Below are 15,625 nucleotides of genomic sequence, written 5' to 3' on the forward strand. Positions count from 1 at the left end.
AAAGTTTCCGTTGCCTCGCCGATTTCGTCAATGGAGTACGGTGGCCCGAATGCGAGATCCCCTCGTCATCGGCGTCGACGCCGGGGCCACCGCGACCCGGTGCGCGCTGAGCGAGTTCGATGGCACCATCCTTGCGCGGTCCGAGGCGGGCGGGGCGAACCGCAACTCCAGCGGTGCGCCACCGGCCGAGACGCTGGCGGCCGCGCTGCGGACCCTACTCGCCCAATGCCCGGAAAGCATCGGCCGGATCGCGCTCGGGGTGGTCGGTTTGGCGGGGGCGGCCGCACGGATGGCGGAGGCCCGGGCCGCGGCCGAGGCGGCCTGGCGCGCCGCGGGGCTGCCCGGCCGGGTGGTGGTCGTGACCGACCTCGAGGTCGGCTTCGCCGCCGGCACCCCGGCCCCCGACGGGCTGCTGCTGCTCGCCGGGACCGGGGCGGTCGCCGCCGCGTTCGCCGGCACCCGGCTGACGCACCGCTGCGACGGATACGGCTGGCTGCTCGGCGACGAGGGCTCCGCGGTCTGGATCGGGCGCGAGGCCCTGCGCGCCGTCATGCGGGCCCTCGACGGCCGCGGTCCCGCCACCGCCCTCACCGACGCGATGTGCGCCGCGCTCGGCGCGTCCGGGGACTCGCCCGAGGCGCGGGCCCAGGCGGTGCTGCGCGCCACGTTCGACCGGCCTCCGGCCGCGCTGGGCGCCCTCGCCCCGGCCGTGAGCGACCTCGCCGCGGCCGGCGATCCGGTCGCCGCCGGGATCGCCGAGGCTTCCGCGGTACACCTGCTGCACACCCTGGCCACGGTCGGCGCCCGCGCCGGCCTGCGGGACCCCGCCGTGGTCCTCGCCGGCTCGGTTCTGCTCTCGCCCGGGCCGGTCGCGGAGCGGGTCCGGGCGGCCGTTCGGCAGCGTTACCGGACCGTGTCCAAGCCGGCCCGCTACGGGCCGGCGGGCGCACTCTGGCTGGCGATCGCGCAGGTCAGCGGGGCTGCGGCAGATCCATCGGTACACGCGCGCCTGACCCGGTAACAATCTTTTCGCCTCTTGCAACTTTGGTTGGAAACCTTCATTCTCATCGACAGGCGTCCCTCGGCCTCGAAGGAGTGGCGATGACCAGCCTTTCCCGCAGAAACCTGCTCCGGTCCCTGGCCGGCTCCGGCGTCCTGGCCGCCACGACCGGCGCGCTCGGCGCTTGCGCCCTGTCCGGCGGCGGCGACGACAAGCCCAGCGACAGCGCGCAGGGCGCGAAGAACTCCGTGAACCCGCTGGGGGTGAAGGAGGACGCGCCGCTGGAGATCGTCGTCTTCAACGGCGGCTTCGGCGAGGACTACGCCAAGGCGCACGAGGCGATGTACACCGAGAAGTACCCCAAGGCGCAGATCAAGCACTCCGCGACCCAGCAGATCGGCCAGACCCTCCAGCCGCGCTTCGTCGACGGCAGCCCGCCGGACGTCGTCAACAACTCCGGCGCCGGCCAGATCGACTTCAACGGCCTCGTCTCCCAGGGTGCGCTGGCGGACCTCGCGCCGCTGCTGGACGCGCCGAGCATCGACGACCCGAACAAGAAGGTCCGCGAGACGCTGCTGCCCGGCTCGCTGCTGCCCGGCACCTACGACGGCAAGACCATGGCGCTCAACTACGCCTACACCGCCTACGGGATCTGGTACTCCGCCAAGCTGCTGGGCGACAAGGGCTGGCAGTACCCGAAGACGTGGGACGAGATGATCGCGCTGTGCAGGACCATCAAGGCGGCCGGCATCTCACCCTGGACCTACCAGGGTAAGCACCCGCGCTACATGAGCTGGCCGATCCTGTCCGCCGCGGTCAAGATGGCCGGCGCGGACATCCTCGTCGCGATCGACAACCTGGAGCCCAACGCCTGGAAGCACGAGGCGATCCTGGCCGCCGCCGACGCCTACTCCCAGCTCGCCGTCGACGGCTACATCATGCCCGGATCCGAGGGCCTGGACCACATCCAGTCGCAGACCGAGTGGTGCAAGGGCAAGGCCGTGTTCATCTCGTGCGGCTCGTGGCTTCCGAGCGAGCAGAAGGCCGTCACGCCGCCCGACTTCCAGATGACGATCGCGCCGACCTCCAGTCTGTCCACAAGCGACAAACTGCCGTTCGAGGCGCTGCGCGGCACGGCCGGCGAGCCGTTCGTCGTGCCGGCCAAGGCCAAGAACCTCAACGGGGGCCTGGAGTACCTGCGCGTGATGCTGTCGAAGAAGGGCGCTACCGACTTCACCAACCGGGTCGCGAGCCTCACCTGCGTCGCCGGGCTGGAAGGCGTCAACCTGCCGCCGGGCCTGGAGTCGGTGACCAAGGCGCTCAAGGCCTCCGGCGACAAGGGCTTCAACTGGGTGTACAACTCCTACTACCGCAAGCTTGAGCGCGAGCTCGTCGACGCTGCCTGCGGCGCGCTGTTCACCAAGCAGATCAACGCCAAGCAGTTCGTCGAGCAGTGCCAGAAGGGCGCGGACTCCATCGCCAGGGACGACACCATCAAGAAGTACAAGCGGAGCTGAACATGCGCCACGGCCGGCGCCTGTTCGCCATCACGTTCCTGATGCCCGCGGTGGCGGTCTACGCGGTGTTCGTCGTCTCGCCGTATCTGCAGGCGTTTCAGGTCTCGGCGACGAACTGGCGCGGCCTGAGCCCCACGTGGGACTACGTCGGCCCGGACAACTTCACCCGGCTGCTGCGCGACGAGTACTTCTGGAACGCCCTGAAACACAACGCCATCCTGCTCGCCGTGCTGCCGGTCGCCACCATCGCGCTCGGGCTCTTCTTCGCCTCGATGCTCAGCGTCGGCGGCCACGGCGGGCGGGCCGGCGTGCGCGGCATCCGGGGCAGCGGCGTGTACCGCATCGTCTACTTCTTCCCCCAGGTGCTCTCGGTCGCCATCATCGGCGTGCTGTGGCGGGAGATGTACGCCCCGAACGGCGGCCTGGTCAACGGCGCCCTGCGCGCGGTGGGCCTCGGTGCGCTGGCCCGCACCTGGCTGGGCGATGCGGACCTGGCATTCTGGGCCGTGCTGGTCGTGATGATCTGGAGCAACGTCGGCTTCTACGTGGTCCTGTTCGGCGCGGCGATGTCCGCGATTCCCCGCGAGATCTACGAGGCGGTACTGCTCGACGGCGCCGGTCGCCTCACCACGCTGCTGCGCATCACGGTGCCGCTGCTGTGGGACACCATTCAGGTCGCGTGGGTGTACCTCGCGATCATCGCCCTGGACGCCTTCGCGCTCGTGCAGATCATCACCAACGGCGGCCCCGAGTTCAGCACCGACGTCGTCGGCCTGCGGCTGTACAACACCGCCTTCGGCGAGGCGAAGTTCGGCTACGCCTCCGCGATCGGCGTGGCGATGTTCTTCGTCACCCTGTCGGTCGCGATCGCCTCCCTGCGCGTGACCCGCCGCGAACGCATCGAGTACTGACATGCCGGCCCGCCTGAGCAACGCCTTCTCCCACGTCTTCCTCGCCGGCTGGGCGGTGCTGACCACGTTCCCGCTGCTGTGGGCGGTCATCAGCTCCTTCAAGAGCGACGACGAGATCCTGTCCGACGCCTGGGGCCTGCCGTCCGTCCTGCGCGTGTCAAACTGGTCCCGCGCCTGGAACGAGGCGCACATGGGCCGGTACTTCCTCAACAGCGTCGTCGTCGTGGCCGGCGCGCTGCTGCTCACCATGCTCCTGGGCGCGATGGCCGCCTACGTGCTGGCCCGCTACGAGCTGCGCGGCCTGCGCCTGGTCTACTACGCCTTCGCCGGCGGCATGGTCTTCCCGGTGTTCCTGGCCCTGGTGCCGCTGTTCTTCGTCGTGAAGAACCTCGGCCTGCTCGGCACCCTGCCCGGCCTGATCCTGGTGTACACCGCCTACTCCCTGCCGTTCACGGTGTTCTTCCTGACCGCGTTCTTCCGCACCCTGCCGGCCGCGGTCGCCGAGGCGGCCCTGGTCGACGGCTGCTCGCACTGGAGCCTCTTCTTCCGCATCATGCTGCCGATGGCGCGGCCGGGCCTGATCAGCGTGGGCATCTTCAACTTCCTCACGCAGTGGAACCAGTACCTCTTCCCGATCGTGCTGATGCAGGGCGAGGGCAGCGAGCAGCGCTGGGTGCTGGCCCAGGGGCTGACGGCGCTCGCGGTCAACGAGGGCTACGCGGGCGACTTCGGCGGCCTGTTCGCGGGCATGACGATCGCGATGCTGCCGGTGCTGCTGCTGTACGTCGTGTTCCAGCGCCAGGTCCAGTCCGGCCTGACCGCGGGTCAGCTGAAGTAGGGAACCTTCCCGCGCCCCGGCGATCCATCGTGGCGGGTAGCAGCGTCCTGGCCGTCGACGCCGGCGCGGTGCTCGGCGCCGGGGCCGTCTGGGATCCCGCCAGCGGGGCGGCGGCGGGGTGCTGGTCGGCACCGCGGCGGCCAAATGGGCGGATCCGGCGGCATACCACCCGAACGTCCACGCCGCCGGTGACTGCGCGGGCCGTACGGGCTGCCGCCGGCGCTCACCTGCTGCTCGTGGCCGGCGGCGACGTCGCGGACCGAGGCGGAGACCCTTCCCTCCGCGGCCGCGATCGTCCCGGACGCCGGCGGCCGCTACGCAACGTCACGACGGTCAGTCGTCAGCTTCCTGACATGCCGAATACAGTGCATCCGATCTTGTGCCGCCTGCCGTGCTCCCTGAAACGCTTGTTGAAGCCGTCGTGTGCACCGCTTCGCGCTGGGGGGGGCGGCATCTTGGGTACGTTCGGCGTGGACGATGCGCCGCGCGAACGGCCGGGACCTGGCACGCCGGGCAGGAGGCCGTCAGCGCCGCGTCAGAGCGGGTCGCGGCGGTCGTCGTGTCGTCCCGCTCGATCGCGTCGAGCAGTGCGGCGGTGTGGGGCCGGACGGTCGGGCACCGGTCGCGCGTATGACGTACTGTGCGCCCGTGTCTACGCCCCGGATCATCGCGACCACCATCGGCATCGGCGCATCGGCGGTGGCCGGTTACGGCATGTATCGTCTGATGCTTATCGGCTCGTGCACCGGCGACGGCTGCGGCTCGGGCATCTGGGTCTTCGTCGTCGCGCTGCTTCTCGCGGTCATCGCCGCGATGGTCGGCGACACCCTGCTCCTCATCGCGACGCTGCTCGCCGGCCTCGGCATCGGCGCGGTGCTCGGCGCGGTCGCCGACCCGACCGGCCAGTGGGTCGGCTATGTCATCGGCGCGGCGATGGTGCTCAGCAGCCTCACCTCGGTGCTGGTCGGCCGCGCAACCCGTAAGGCCATGGCCGGCATGCGGGCCGCGATCCGCGACAGCCTGCCGACCGTCACGCCCGACACCCTGCAGACGACCGGCCGGGCCGCAGTCGCCGAGGTGCTGGCGGTGCGGGAGACCGGCACGACCGTCAACGACAACCCGGTTGTCGGCCTGCGGGTCCGGCTGACGCCGACCGACGGTGGCGCCCCGGTGGAGGGCGAGAAGAACGCAGTTGTGTCCCGACTGAACATCCCGCGCGTCGGCGAGCGGTTCGCGGCCGGCTACGACCCCGGATCGCCCGACTCGTTCGTCCTGATCCTCACGGTCAACGACCACACCCCCGCACATCTGCGCGAGCTGTACGAGCGGATGCGCACGGAGGCCACGCCCGGGTTCGACCCGCTGGAGCGGCTCGGCAAGCTCAACGAACTGCGGCTGGCCGGCGCGCTGACCGAGGCGGAGTTCGAGCGGCAGAAGGCGAAACTGCTCGACTCCACCGGCTGAGGGCAGGCGAGGCCTACCTCCTGCGGCACGGCTCAGCTCGGCCGGTATGTCCTGGTTCTTCCGTGGGCCGCTGCAGGCGGCCCGGGGCATGGGCCTCCCAGCAGGTTCGAGCCGCAATCACCCAACCTGTTTCAGAACCGATAGCCCATCCGCACGTAGCCGGAGATCGCGCGCAGCCCGCTCATGAACGCACGCAACTGCCGCGCTGAGGCTCGCTACGCAACGTGACGGAGGCTGGGTCGTCGGCCCGCGGACATGCCGATGGGCGGATGTCATCGTGACCGTTCAGGCGGCCCAATCCGGGTTCGCCGGTGCTTCGATGGACCCTCGCCTGCCTCGAATTCCAGCCTGGACCTCACAACGACGTTCGTGAGCCGGTTGGCGGACAGGGCGATACTTCATCTGCCATAGGGGGCTGGTCGATGACCGACATGGACGAGGGTACGTTCGAGGTTGAAATCGTCGAGGAGGACGCCGAGCGCGACATCGCGAAGGCGGTCAGCGCTCGACATTCGATCGCTCGCAAGTACGTCATGCGAGTCCGCCGCCGTAATCCGGATGCAACGCCCGCCGAAGTGATCCGACTGCTCGAGCGTCACTACATCACCGCCATCAGCACCGCGGGCGCCGTCATCGCCGCCGGTGCGATCGTGGCCGATGTCGGGATCGCGCTGATTCCCGTCGCCGGGGCCGCTGCGGCCGGTGCCAAAAGCGCGGGTCGGCAGGCAGCGAAGAAGGCGGGAAAGCAGGCTGCGAAAGTCGTCGCCAAGGAAGCCGCGAAGGCTGCCGCCAAGAACGCAGCACTCGGCGCCGCGACGACGGGAGCTCGGCGAGTCGCGGCGCTACTCCCGGCGGGTGACGAGCAACTCCAGTTCGAAATCACGGCGATCTTCGGGCTCGCCATCGCTGACATCCACAACATGAACCTCGACAAAGAACAAGCTCACGCCCTGGTCTACGGACTGTCGAACGGGCGCGTCAGCCAACAACAGATCGCGACGATGGCAACCGACCTCGCACATGCGTCGACCGGCAGTGCTGTTGACATCGGACACGCGATTGCCGCCGGTCGCAGCGACTGGTCGCACTGGGCGAACACCCTTGCGGACATGCTTCCCGGGGGCGCGGCGCAGAGCCTCGTCAGCACCATCCAGACGGGCCACCTGGACACCTTGCGCCTGAACTTGAGCGGTAAGCAACAGGCGGCGATCGAATACGGAGCCGGAGCCCTGGCCGGAGGGGTCACACGCTTCCTGTTCGGCCGGGAGGTGGTCAACGCTGCCCGGGTCGCGTTCGCCGATGCTCCGGGCAAGTTCCCGCCACACTTGGCCGTTCCGGTGAAGGCGAAGCCCGACGACGACGTCGAGGCCGCACCGAACCGAGCGCTCGCGGCCTTGGAAGACGCCGCGAAGGCGACGGGACACTGGATCTCTGAAGCCGCCGAGGCCGCGGGAGCCGGGGTGACGACCGCGGCGGGCGCGGTGACGCGTCCGTTCAGAAGCGTCGACCTGGACGGCGACGGCATCCCGGACGCGCCGCAGGCGCTCACCGCCGTCAAGGGTGTGGGCGGAGCGATCACCGGTGCAGCCGGCGCGGTCCGCGGGGCAGCCGCTTCGCTGTTCAAGACCAAGCAGCGGGCGCGCCATGCCGCCGGCGCCGACCGACGTCAGATCGAGGACACGTCGGCCAGTGACGAGCAGTAGGTGCCGTAGAGGCTGCGCCGTCCCGCACGGTCAACCACTCCGTATGCACTCATGCGACGGTGTCGACGCAGCTGTGCAGCGGCGTGGTGCGGCTGGCCGGTGACCGGCTGGAGGGGACCGGGCCTTCGTGCGACGGACTCGCCTGGCCGGCCAGCCGATGGGCCGCTGAGGGGGCGACGACCTGCCCCGAGGCCGGGCGAGTCACCTTCCCGGCGACGCGCTGCCAGCTGTCTGGCGTGCCGATGTCCGTGCGCATGAGGTCAGCTTGTTGAGTCGTACGCCCACCGCAGGGCGACGTCGGGCTTCATACGTAGCCACAGCGTGGCTGCCGACGCTTCGTCCGGAAACTCAACCCGAAGCAGTTCCCGACCCTTTGCGCGGTCGACCCCGACGGTACGAACGCCAGTCAGTTGAAGACGCACAAGGACAGCCTCGAACTTCACCGAGGTGTACGGCCACGGATAGCGCCACCCGTACGCACCCTCAGCCGGAGGTCCGCCGTCCGCGTAGGTCGGCTCAGCTCCAAACAGCCGGACCAGGTCCTCGAAGCTCGGGAGAGGTTCCATGACCACGACGCACATCCTCGCGCAGCCCTGTGTAAATTCCGTCAGGCTGTGGCCCGCTCCAGCGTGGCGCGTACGGTCTGCAGTGCGCCGACTGCGTCCGCATATTTGCCGACGTCTTCCCACAGGTCACGCCATTCCGAGCCGTCACCGAAGATTCGGTCCAGCGCACGCAGTGCCAGGAGCGAGATATCGCCGGAAATGTCAAGCGTTCCGCCTTCCAGCAGGAAGTCCGGTGCGTACGGCGTGACGAGCGGTTCCCCGCCCGGCAGTTGGGAGGCAACCACTGCAGCTGCGGCGATCGCCTGGTCTGCCAGGCTGTTGTCGAGGTATCTGTCGTTATTGTCCGCAACAGCACTCAACGTGGCGCGAATGAGCGGCAGACGCTGGTCCTCGACGGCATCGTGCAGATTACCGCTCCAGTCGGCGGCAGTGTAATTGTTGAATGGCTCGACGTCCCACGTGCCCATGCGTGCCTCCGGCAATCTCGTAGAGATAACCTGGCGATGATCGCATCAGCGCCGGGCACCGCCGCGACTCCGGGGTCGCGAGTCGTAGCAGACTCGGTCGCCAGTCGCCGCGCCGGCGCCGACGTGGTCCTAGGGCTCGGCGATGTCCAGGGTGACCTTGGACAGTGGGTGGCCCACGCACGTCAGGACGTAGCCGTCGGCCTTCTGTTGTGGCGTCAGGCAGTTCGGCCCGTTCATCGTAACCTCGCCGCCACGCAGCTTCACCATGCAGTCGCCGCAATTGCCGACCGTGCACGAGTACGGCATCGGCAGCCCCGCCGCGAGCCCGGCGTCGAGCAGCGTCTGGCCGGGCTCGGCCACTGTGGAGCCGACGACGTGCGCCCCGTCCTCGACGATCATCTGCTGCGGCGCGGCGGCCGTGGCGGTCGTGTCCGCCCCGCTGACGTAGCACTCCTGGTGCACGCGATCGTCCGGGACGCCGAGCTCGGCCAGGACGCCCCGGACCGTGTCCATCAGGGCCTCGGGCCCGCACATGTAGTACCGTGCGTCTTTCGGCGGCCGCAGCTCGGTGAGCCAGCTGTGCACACCCGCAGCGTCGAGCCGTCCGTGCTCCTGGGTCAGGACGTGTGTGACCGACAGCCGCTCGGGGTGCTGTCTTTCCAGCCGGAGGAACTCCTCGGCGAAGATGACCTCCTCCTCGCTGCGGCTGCTGTAGAGCAGTGTGATCCGGCCGGCCGCCGGTGCCGCGAGCAGGGTGCGGATCATGCTCATCATCGGGGTGACACCGCTGCCCCCGGCGACCAGGACGACCTCGTGCGCCGCCGCCGGATCGGCGTGGAACGCCCCGGACGGACCGCGCACCGACAGCCGGTCCCCAGGGCGCAGGTTCCGGTGGACGTGGGTCGAGAACCGGCCGCCCTCGACGTGCTTGACCGTGACCTCCAGCCGCGACGCCCCGGGCGCCGACGACGCGGAGTAGGCGCGCCGTACCGGTCGGCCGTCGATGTCCGTGACCAGCGTGAAGAACTGCCCGGGTCGGAAGTCGAAGGAACCCGGGCGCTCGGCGTCTTCGAGCACGAGAGTGACCACGCTGGGCGTCTCCCGGCGTACCTCAGCGATGCGCACCTCCCGCAACAGCTTCTCCGCTGCGGGATCGACGGCGGGACGCCGCCGCCGCCCGTCTCGCCGTGAGCCGACCTCGACGTCCTCGTACCCCTCCTTCTGCAGCCCGGACCGGTAGGCACGGTTCATCACCAGCCGCAGCACCCGGCTGGTCGCGGGGAACCCTGCGAGGACCTTGAGCACGCGAGCGAGCAGGCCTTTCTCGGCCTCGGCCAGGTTTGCGGCGAGGTGGTCCCCGGCCAGCGCCATCAGGTCCGGCACCGTGCCGCGCTCGAGGTGCGTGGCCGCGGTCCACACCCGCGAGCGCGTCAAGGCGTCGCTGGCGGTCACCTCGGCGTGTTCGACGTCGATGAGCAGCGCCGCGTGCGGGGGCGTCCCACGCAACGCCATCGTCTCCAGCAACGCCGGATCGTCGGTGATCGAGCCCCGGCCGCTGACGTGCAGCACGCCGGTCCGGCCCGGGACGAGGGCAGCGAACGAGAGCCGGTCGTCCTGGAGCAGGTTGTGGAGACTGTCCGCGCGCTTGTTGCCCTTGCGGTCCGGGATGACGAGCGTCCGGCTGTCGAGGATCCGCGCGACGGTCTGCCGGTCCCCGCGCGGACTGGTGTCACTGCCGCCCGAGGTGTCCCAAGTGGACAGGGCGAGGAACGGGGCGGCGGCGAGGAACTCGGCGACGCCAGGACCGTACAGCGGGCCCTCGCCCCTGACATCGACCTCGGGCGCCGGCTCGGCGGGAGCGGGCGGCTGCCACAGGCGCGAGCGGATGACGGCCTGCGCGCAGTGCACGTACGCCTCTTCGACGTCGACGAACGTCTCGGCGCCCTTCCGCTTGGCCACGGAACCGTTGACGCGCAACGTCTCCCCGACGCCTGGCAGGAGAAAGACGAACGACACCGGGCCGTGCGCCTCGCCATCGGGCAGGGTGAACGACATGCGCGTGGGGGAGTGGACGCGCACGAATCCCGGTGTACCGCCGATGAATGTCGTGCGGCTGGCGCCGCCGGCGTCGCGGTAGCCGAAACCCGCGAGTGGGCAGTGTGCCAGGACGATCCGGCAGCCCTCGTCGAGGGCACTGATCTGCTTCAGCATGATCATCGACGGCGGCTGCCCCAGGGTCGCCTCGACCTCGTCGGCCGTCGTCATGCGGTGGAGTGTGCTCAACTGCATCGAAATTCCCCTCAGCCCGGAGCGGACCAGCCGTGCCGCCAGTAACCCGCGAACGAGATGTCCGCCTTCGGCATGCCGCGGTCGTTGACGAGGTGCCGCCGCACCGACGTGGCCAGCCGGGACTCGCCCGCGACCCACGCGTAGACGCGGCCGGGCGGCATCGCGGCGCGGCGAACCGCTTCCAGCGCGACGGCTCCCGGTCGGTGCTCCGGGACGTCGTCGCGGCTGAACCAGTGGATTCGCGTCCCGGGCGGCGCCGCCACATTACGTATGTCGGCCGCGCTCCGCACTTCGAGGTAGACCTCTGCGGACAGTGACGGCGGCGCCTGGTCGAGGATCGCCAGGATGGCCGGCAGTGCAGTCTCGTCGCCGACGAGCAGTTGTGACCGCGCATGCTCCGGCGGTCGGTACGTGGTGCCCATGTCGAAGATGCCTGCGGGGTCCCCGGGCCGCACCCGGCGCACCCACGACGACATGGGGGAGTCGCCGTGCAGGGCGAACTCGATGTCGATCTCGTCTTCGGCGGGCCGGGCCCGGCGGATCGTCAGGTTTCGGACCTGCGGGCGGACCGACTTCGGCATCAGCAGCACCTGGGCCAGCCACGCCTCGCTCGACGCGGTCGGCATACGCAGCGCGGTCTGGCCCTCGCGCGGGAAGAACAGCCGCACGGCCTGGTCGCCACCGGCCACGATCAGGTCCCGCAGCGCCGGGCCGCCGAGGGTGACGCTCGCGAAGCCCGGCGTCAGCGGCTCGCGGTGGCGCACCTCCAGCGTGATCATCGTGCGTGACTCCGGCAGGCGCGTCCTCGGGATCACCAGGTGCCGTCCAAGGCCTTGTTTTTGCAGCTCACAGCACTATTATGAGCATTAGCTCAGGTACTTGCTACTCGCTTTTGCCGCCCTCGGAGAGGACCAGGATGCCGTCGGCAGACCGCCGCTTAGAGCCACGTCGGAAGCCCCGCCAGGTGCGCGCCGAGCTCACCCGCGAGCGCATCCTCACCGCGGCTGCTCAGGTTTTCGCCGAGCACGGCTACGCCGCCGGGACCACCAACCGCATCGCCGAACGCGCCCGCATCTCCATCGGCTCGCTGTACCAGTACTTCCCGAACAAGGACGCCATTCTCGCCGAGCTCCTGATCCAGCACATCGACCGCGGCACCTGGATCGACGCCGACGAACTCGACCTTTCGCCCGGGACGCTGGAGGCGACGGTCCGGGCGCTCATCCGCGACGCGATCGACAACCACAGCGACGATCCCCAGCTGCTCCGGGTGATGATCGAGGAAGCGCCGGTCTCGCAGGAACTGCTCGACGCGATCGACCGGCACGGGAAGCTACGCACAGCCCAGGTCCGCGACGTCATCGTCCGGCACCCCGACATACGCGTGGGCGACCCCGGCGTCGCCGCGGAGATCATCCTGTTCACCGTGGAAATGAACACCCACAAGTTCATGGCCGCTCCTCGGACCACCCCCGTCGAGACGTTCGAGAACGAGCTGGTCGCCATGGTGACCCGCTACCTGCGCGGCGATCAGTAGCCGCAGCCCGACCGGAGCCGATCGCGCACCCGAATGACCTGCTCACCGTCCGCGCTGCGTTTCCATGAGGCGGAGGGCCTCAACACGGCCGAGCGCAATCGCGGCAACCAGCGGTCGTACCGGCGACACATGCCGCGTCGCATCTCGATCATCCTGGCGGCCAGGCGCACGTGAGCTCAAGCCCGAGTTCCCAGGCCCGGAAAGCCTGACCGATCACCGACATGGTCGGGGCGCCGCGTTCGGCGGGACGGCGTCTACCCTGGCGCTCATGCGTGCGAGTCGTCGTTGTGTCAAATGTCGGTGCCCGCGCCTGTGGCAGGTCAACCCCTTCATGATTCCCGACGGTGACAGCAGCAACGTCGTCGTGCCGCTGCCGGCGGTCACCCGGCTGGGTTCTGGATCGGCGGTCGGTGCGGAGTTTCGCAGGCGCCTTGAGGCGGGGCACTTCGAGGCATGGATCTGCACCGCGTGCGGATACACGGAGTGGTATGCCCTCGAGGTCAATGAGGTGCTCGCGCGACTCTCGCAGAATCCCCGCTCGGGTGTGCTCTACTACGACGCCGACGCAGCGGCACCGCCGGCCACGTATACATGATGGCCGCCATCGGCGTGGCGGCCATCATTTCCAATGCCGTACTTCGCGCCGCTGGAGAGTCTGCGGGCGCGGCCGACCTCAGGCGGGGGCGGACATGATGCGGCCGATGTTGGCGGGGCTGAAGAACTCGGGGATGGAGGCGCTGCCCTGCAGCACGCCGAGGAAGCGGGTCGTCTCCTCGGGGCTGGCCGCGATCGTGGCGAACAGCGCCGCCTGGTCCGGGGGCGGGGGCTCCATCGAGGCCAGCTGGCAGGTCAGCTGCAGGGCCGGAAGGAAACGCGTGTCGCGTTCGTCCACATAGGACCGTACGGCCGCGTCGAGGTCGCGCTCGCCGGTCAGTCCACTGTGGATGGCGTCGGCCAGGAGCTGGGCGCAGGTGAACGCGTCCGTGATGCCCGAGGCCATGCAGGGGTCCTTGTGGTAGCCGGCGTCGCCGACCAGGGCCCAGCCGGGGCCGGCCGAGCGGCGGAAGAAGTTGGGCACGTCCGCCGTGCCGCGGATACGCTCGACCCGCTCGGCCGCCGCGATCCGGGCGGCCACGTGCGGTACACGCGAAATCGCCTCCAGGTAGTTGGCCTCCACGTCGGTGCGGAAGCCGTGGAACTGCGCGATCGGGCACGCGACGAAGACGCAGGTCGTGTCGTCGTTGGTGGGGAAGAGGACCACGGCGCGGTCGCCCAGCTGGTAGATCTCGGCGCCGATGACGCCGTCCGGGGCCGCGACGCCGCGATAGTACGTGTAGTAGCACGCCGTCCGCGCGGGCGTGTCGTGGTAGGCCTCGGCGCCGGCCTCGCGGGCTACGATCGAGCGCAGGCCGTCCGCGCCGACGACGATCGCCGCGCGCTCCTCGAAGTCCTCGCCGCGCACGCCGGCCACGCGGCCGTCGTCGTCGCGCAGCAGGCCCTCGACGGTGACGCCCTCGCGGACCTCGGCGCCGGCCTCGCGGGCGGCCTCGACGAGGATCCGGTCGAGGACGGTGCGGCGGACGCAGTACGGGTGCCCGGCGCCGTCCACGGCGGGCGGCCGGCCCTGGACGGCGAACGGGCCGAAGTCCATCGTGAAGCGCTCGTGCGGCGGCGCGCCCGCGCCCGCGACGGCGTCGTGGAGGCCCCAGCGCTTCAGGTGCGCCATCGCCGGCACGTGCAGCAGGTGCGTGGAGAGCACGTCGCTGGGGAACGTGGCACGGTCCAGCACCAGCACACGGTGCCCGGCGCGGGCCAGGAGCATGGCGGTCGGGGAGCCGGCGACGCGCGCGCCGACGACGATGGCATCGAAGCTCAGGTTGTGCAAGCTCATGCTGGTGACCCTAACGCCACCAGTGGACGCTCTCGACGTACATCGTCTGGGGAAAGACCGTCGCGGACGGCGGAGTGCCGGGCCACCGGCCGCCGACCGCCACGTTGAGGAGCAGGAACGCGGGGCGTTCGAACACCCACTGCTGCCGCGCGCCGAGGTCCTCCCGGCGCAGGGTCGCCTGGACCACGCCGTCGACCGACCACTGCAGCACGCCGGGCCACCACTCCAGGGCATACCGGTGCATGCCCGTGTCCGGGCCGCCGGCGGGGCGCGCGGTGAACGGCCGTTCCCAGCCGCGCGGCGAGCCGTCCGGGCCGTGGAAGGTGCCGTGGACGAGCCCGGGCTCGGCGGCGCCCAGCGACTCCATCAGGTCGACCTCGCCCGCCTGCGGCCAGCCGGCGGTGGCGACGTCCGCGCCGAGCATCCAGAACGCGGGCAGCAGGCCGCGCCCGGACGGCACCTGCAGCACGCCCTCGATGCGGCCGTAGAGCCCCTCGAAGCCCGTGCGGATCCGGGCGGAGGTGTACTTGCCGCCGTCGGCGCGGGCCGTGATCGCGAGCCGGCCGTCGCCGGTGAGGGCGCCGTTGCGGGAATCCTGGGTGTACTCCTGCAGCTCCCCGTTGCCCCAGCCGCCCCCGCCGGTCTCGTGCCGCCAGCCGGGCTGCAGCGCGGTGCCGGCCGGCCCGTCGAACTCCTCCGCGAGCGCGGCCCGCAGCGAGTCGGTGGCGGTGCGCGCCATGGTGACGGTGACCGCGGCGACCCCGGCGAGGTGACTGGAGGCGGTGACGCTCAGGCGCGCGGCGTCGCCGGTGACGGGGACGAGCACGACGGCGTGGCGGACCCGCCCGTTGCCGGTGGCGGCGAGCCGTACGCTCGGCGCGCTGCCGTTGTCCAGGGCCACGGTGAGGCCGGCCTCGGGGGCGGCGCCGCGCTCGGGTGCGGCGAGGGAGAGGGTCACGGCGTAGGTGCCCGGCTGCGGCACCGGCAGGGTGAACGCGGGCGTGCCGGCGCGGGCGAAGCGATACGGCTCCGGGCTCCCGGCTCCCACCGCCCGGGGCGCGTCGCCGCCCCGCACGACAGCGCCGTCGGGGTCCCACCGGTTGCCGGCCGCGTCGGTGACCCCGTCGGGCGCGGCGGTCCACCGGTGCGTCCAGCCGACCCCGGCGGTGATCTGCGTCGAGGAGGTGCGCGTCAGCGTGCGCCCCAGCGCGGGCTCGCCCCCGCGGGGCATCGCGAGCGCCGCCAGCCCCGCCAGGACCGCGACCACGAGCGCGGCGATGCCGGCGCGGCGGGTCCAGGGGCTGAGCGACACCATGTGGACCAAGGCTACGGCGCGGCCATGGCCTTCAGCAGTGTCGGCTTGCCGACCTGGGTCCGGGCGGCCGCGAGGCCCGGCACGATCGCCGCGCCCAGCGCCTGGCCGGCACGAGCCGTCCCAGGGC

General features: G+C 70.7%; 15 protein-coding genes. 8 read left to right on the forward strand and 7 right to left on the reverse strand.

The genetic code is table 11. From position 1 onward, the window contains the following. The first annotated feature begins 49 nt into the window (after positions 1-49). The 6 genes from ACQPY0_RS14450 (at position 50) to ACQPY0_RS14475 (ending at position 7,433) form a co-directional block, all read left to right on the forward strand. On the forward strand, positions 50-1,021 hold the full coding sequence (locus ACQPY0_RS14450) for an N-acetylglucosamine kinase (RefSeq protein WP_432988860.1): 972 nt from the start codon (positions 50-52) through the stop codon (positions 1,019-1,021). Between the two features lie 80 nt (positions 1,022-1,101). Then, the gene (gene ngcE / locus ACQPY0_RS14455; RefSeq protein WP_432988862.1) at positions 1,102-2,517 is read left to right on the forward strand and encodes an N-acetylglucosamine/diacetylchitobiose ABC transporter substrate-binding protein; all 1,416 of its coding nucleotides are present in this window, start codon (positions 1,102-1,104) and stop codon (positions 2,515-2,517) included. 2 nt (positions 2,518-2,519) lie between these two features. Beyond that, on the forward strand, positions 2,520-3,428 hold the full coding sequence (locus tag ACQPY0_RS14460; RefSeq protein WP_432988864.1) for a carbohydrate ABC transporter permease: 909 nt from the start codon (positions 2,520-2,522) through the stop codon (positions 3,426-3,428). A gap of 1 nt (position 3,429) precedes the next feature. Then, the gene (locus ACQPY0_RS14465; protein ID WP_432988866.1) at positions 3,430-4,266 is read left to right on the forward strand and encodes a carbohydrate ABC transporter permease; all 837 of its coding nucleotides are present in this window, start codon (positions 3,430-3,432) and stop codon (positions 4,264-4,266) included. Between the two features lie 648 nt (positions 4,267-4,914). Further along, entirely contained in the window at positions 4,915-5,730 is an 816-nt protein-coding gene (locus ACQPY0_RS14470; protein WP_432988868.1) for an SHOCT domain-containing protein, read from the forward strand. A 422-nt stretch (positions 5,731-6,152) separates the two neighbouring features. Continuing rightward, the gene (locus ACQPY0_RS14475; RefSeq protein WP_432988870.1) at positions 6,153-7,433 is read left to right on the forward strand and encodes a hypothetical protein; all 1,281 of its coding nucleotides are present in this window, start codon (positions 6,153-6,155) and stop codon (positions 7,431-7,433) included. Positions 7,434-7,482: 49 nt separating this feature from the next. On the opposite strand, the gene ACQPY0_RS14480 is transcribed toward ACQPY0_RS14475, so the two are convergent. The 5 genes from ACQPY0_RS14480 to ACQPY0_RS14500 form a co-directional block, all read right to left on the reverse strand. Then, positions 7,483-7,689 (reverse strand): hypothetical protein, encoded by a 207-nt coding sequence (locus tag ACQPY0_RS14480; protein WP_432988871.1) that lies wholly within the window; start codon positions 7,687-7,689, stop codon positions 7,483-7,485. 4 nt (positions 7,690-7,693) lie between these two features. Further along, positions 7,694-8,005, reverse strand: a complete 312-nt coding sequence (locus ACQPY0_RS14485) for a hypothetical protein (protein ID WP_432988872.1) — start codon at positions 8,003-8,005, stop codon at positions 7,694-7,696. 35 nt (positions 8,006-8,040) lie between these two features. Beyond that, positions 8,041-8,466 (reverse strand): DUF4259 domain-containing protein, encoded by a 426-nt coding sequence (locus tag ACQPY0_RS14490; RefSeq protein ID WP_432988873.1) that lies wholly within the window; start codon positions 8,464-8,466, stop codon positions 8,041-8,043. Between the two features lie 129 nt (positions 8,467-8,595). Continuing rightward, the gene (locus ACQPY0_RS14495) at positions 8,596-10,731 is read right to left on the reverse strand and encodes a 2Fe-2S iron-sulfur cluster-binding protein (RefSeq protein WP_432988875.1); all 2,136 of its coding nucleotides are present in this window, start codon (positions 10,729-10,731) and stop codon (positions 8,596-8,598) included. A gap of 35 nt (positions 10,732-10,766) precedes the next feature. Beyond that, entirely contained in the window at positions 10,767-11,534 is a 768-nt protein-coding gene (locus ACQPY0_RS14500; protein ID WP_432988877.1) for a siderophore-interacting protein, read from the reverse strand. Positions 11,535-11,719: 185 nt separating this feature from the next. Here ACQPY0_RS14500 and ACQPY0_RS14505 point away from each other — a divergent pair, with 185 nt between their 5' ends. Together ACQPY0_RS14505 and ACQPY0_RS14510 are read left to right on the forward strand one after the other, a co-directional pair. Further along, a complete protein-coding gene (locus ACQPY0_RS14505; RefSeq protein ID WP_432988880.1) occupies positions 11,720-12,292 on the forward strand; it encodes a TetR/AcrR family transcriptional regulator in 573 nt (190 codons plus the stop codon). Between the two features lie 331 nt (positions 12,293-12,623). After that, entirely contained in the window at positions 12,624-12,887 is a 264-nt protein-coding gene (locus ACQPY0_RS14510) for a hypothetical protein (RefSeq protein ID WP_432988882.1), read from the forward strand. Positions 12,888-12,965: 78 nt separating this feature from the next. Here the strand turns inward: ACQPY0_RS14510 and ACQPY0_RS14515 are convergent, their stop codons facing one another. Beyond that, complete coding sequence (locus ACQPY0_RS14515) at positions 12,966-14,183, reverse strand: NAD(P)/FAD-dependent oxidoreductase (protein WP_432988883.1); 1,218 nt, start codon at positions 14,181-14,183, stop codon at positions 12,966-12,968. Positions 14,184-14,193: 10 nt separating this feature from the next. Next, positions 14,194-15,498: a glycoside hydrolase family 16 protein gene (locus tag ACQPY0_RS14520; protein WP_432988886.1), complete on the reverse strand. Its 1,305-nt coding sequence runs from the start codon at positions 15,496-15,498 to the stop codon at positions 14,194-14,196. Positions 15,499-15,625 lie beyond the last annotated feature (127 nt).

The sequence above is a fragment of the Dactylosporangium sp. CA-233914 genome (assembly GCF_050942935.1).
In the GTDB taxonomy this organism is placed as follows: Bacteria; Actinomycetota; Actinomycetes; order Mycobacteriales; family Micromonosporaceae; genus Dactylosporangium.

Coding starts and splice junctions, on each gene's coding strand:
- ACQPY0_RS14450 (WP_432988860.1), top strand. CDS start 50: ATGCGAGATCCCCTCGTCATCGGCGTCGACGCCGGGGCCACCGCGACC.
- ngcE (WP_432988862.1), top strand. CDS start 1,102: ATGACCAGCCTTTCCCGCAGAAACCTGCTCCGGTCCCTGGCCGGCTCC.
- ACQPY0_RS14460 (WP_432988864.1), top strand. CDS start 2,520: ATGCGCCACGGCCGGCGCCTGTTCGCCATCACGTTCCTGATGCCCGCG.
- ACQPY0_RS14465 (WP_432988866.1), top strand. CDS start 3,430: ATGCCGGCCCGCCTGAGCAACGCCTTCTCCCACGTCTTCCTCGCCGGC.
- ACQPY0_RS14475 (WP_432988870.1), top strand. CDS start 6,153: ATGACCGACATGGACGAGGGTACGTTCGAGGTTGAAATCGTCGAGGAG.
- ACQPY0_RS14480 (WP_432988871.1), bottom strand. CDS start 7,689: ATGCGCACGGACATCGGCACGCCAGACAGCTGGCAGCGCGTCGCCGGG.
- ACQPY0_RS14490 (WP_432988873.1), bottom strand. CDS start 8,466: ATGGGCACGTGGGACGTCGAGCCATTCAACAATTACACTGCCGCCGAC.
- ACQPY0_RS14495 (WP_432988875.1), bottom strand. CDS start 10,731: ATGACGACGGCCGACGAGGTCGAGGCGACCCTGGGGCAGCCGCCGTCG.
- ACQPY0_RS14500 (WP_432988877.1), bottom strand. CDS start 11,534: ATGATCACGCTGGAGGTGCGCCACCGCGAGCCGCTGACGCCGGGCTTC.
- ACQPY0_RS14510 (WP_432988882.1), top strand. CDS start 12,624: ATGATTCCCGACGGTGACAGCAGCAACGTCGTCGTGCCGCTGCCGGCG.
- ACQPY0_RS14515 (WP_432988883.1), bottom strand. CDS start 14,183: ATGAGCTTGCACAACCTGAGCTTCGATGCCATCGTCGTCGGCGCGCGC.
- ACQPY0_RS14520 (WP_432988886.1), bottom strand. CDS start 15,498: ATGGTGTCGCTCAGCCCCTGGACCCGCCGCGCCGGCATCGCCGCGCTC.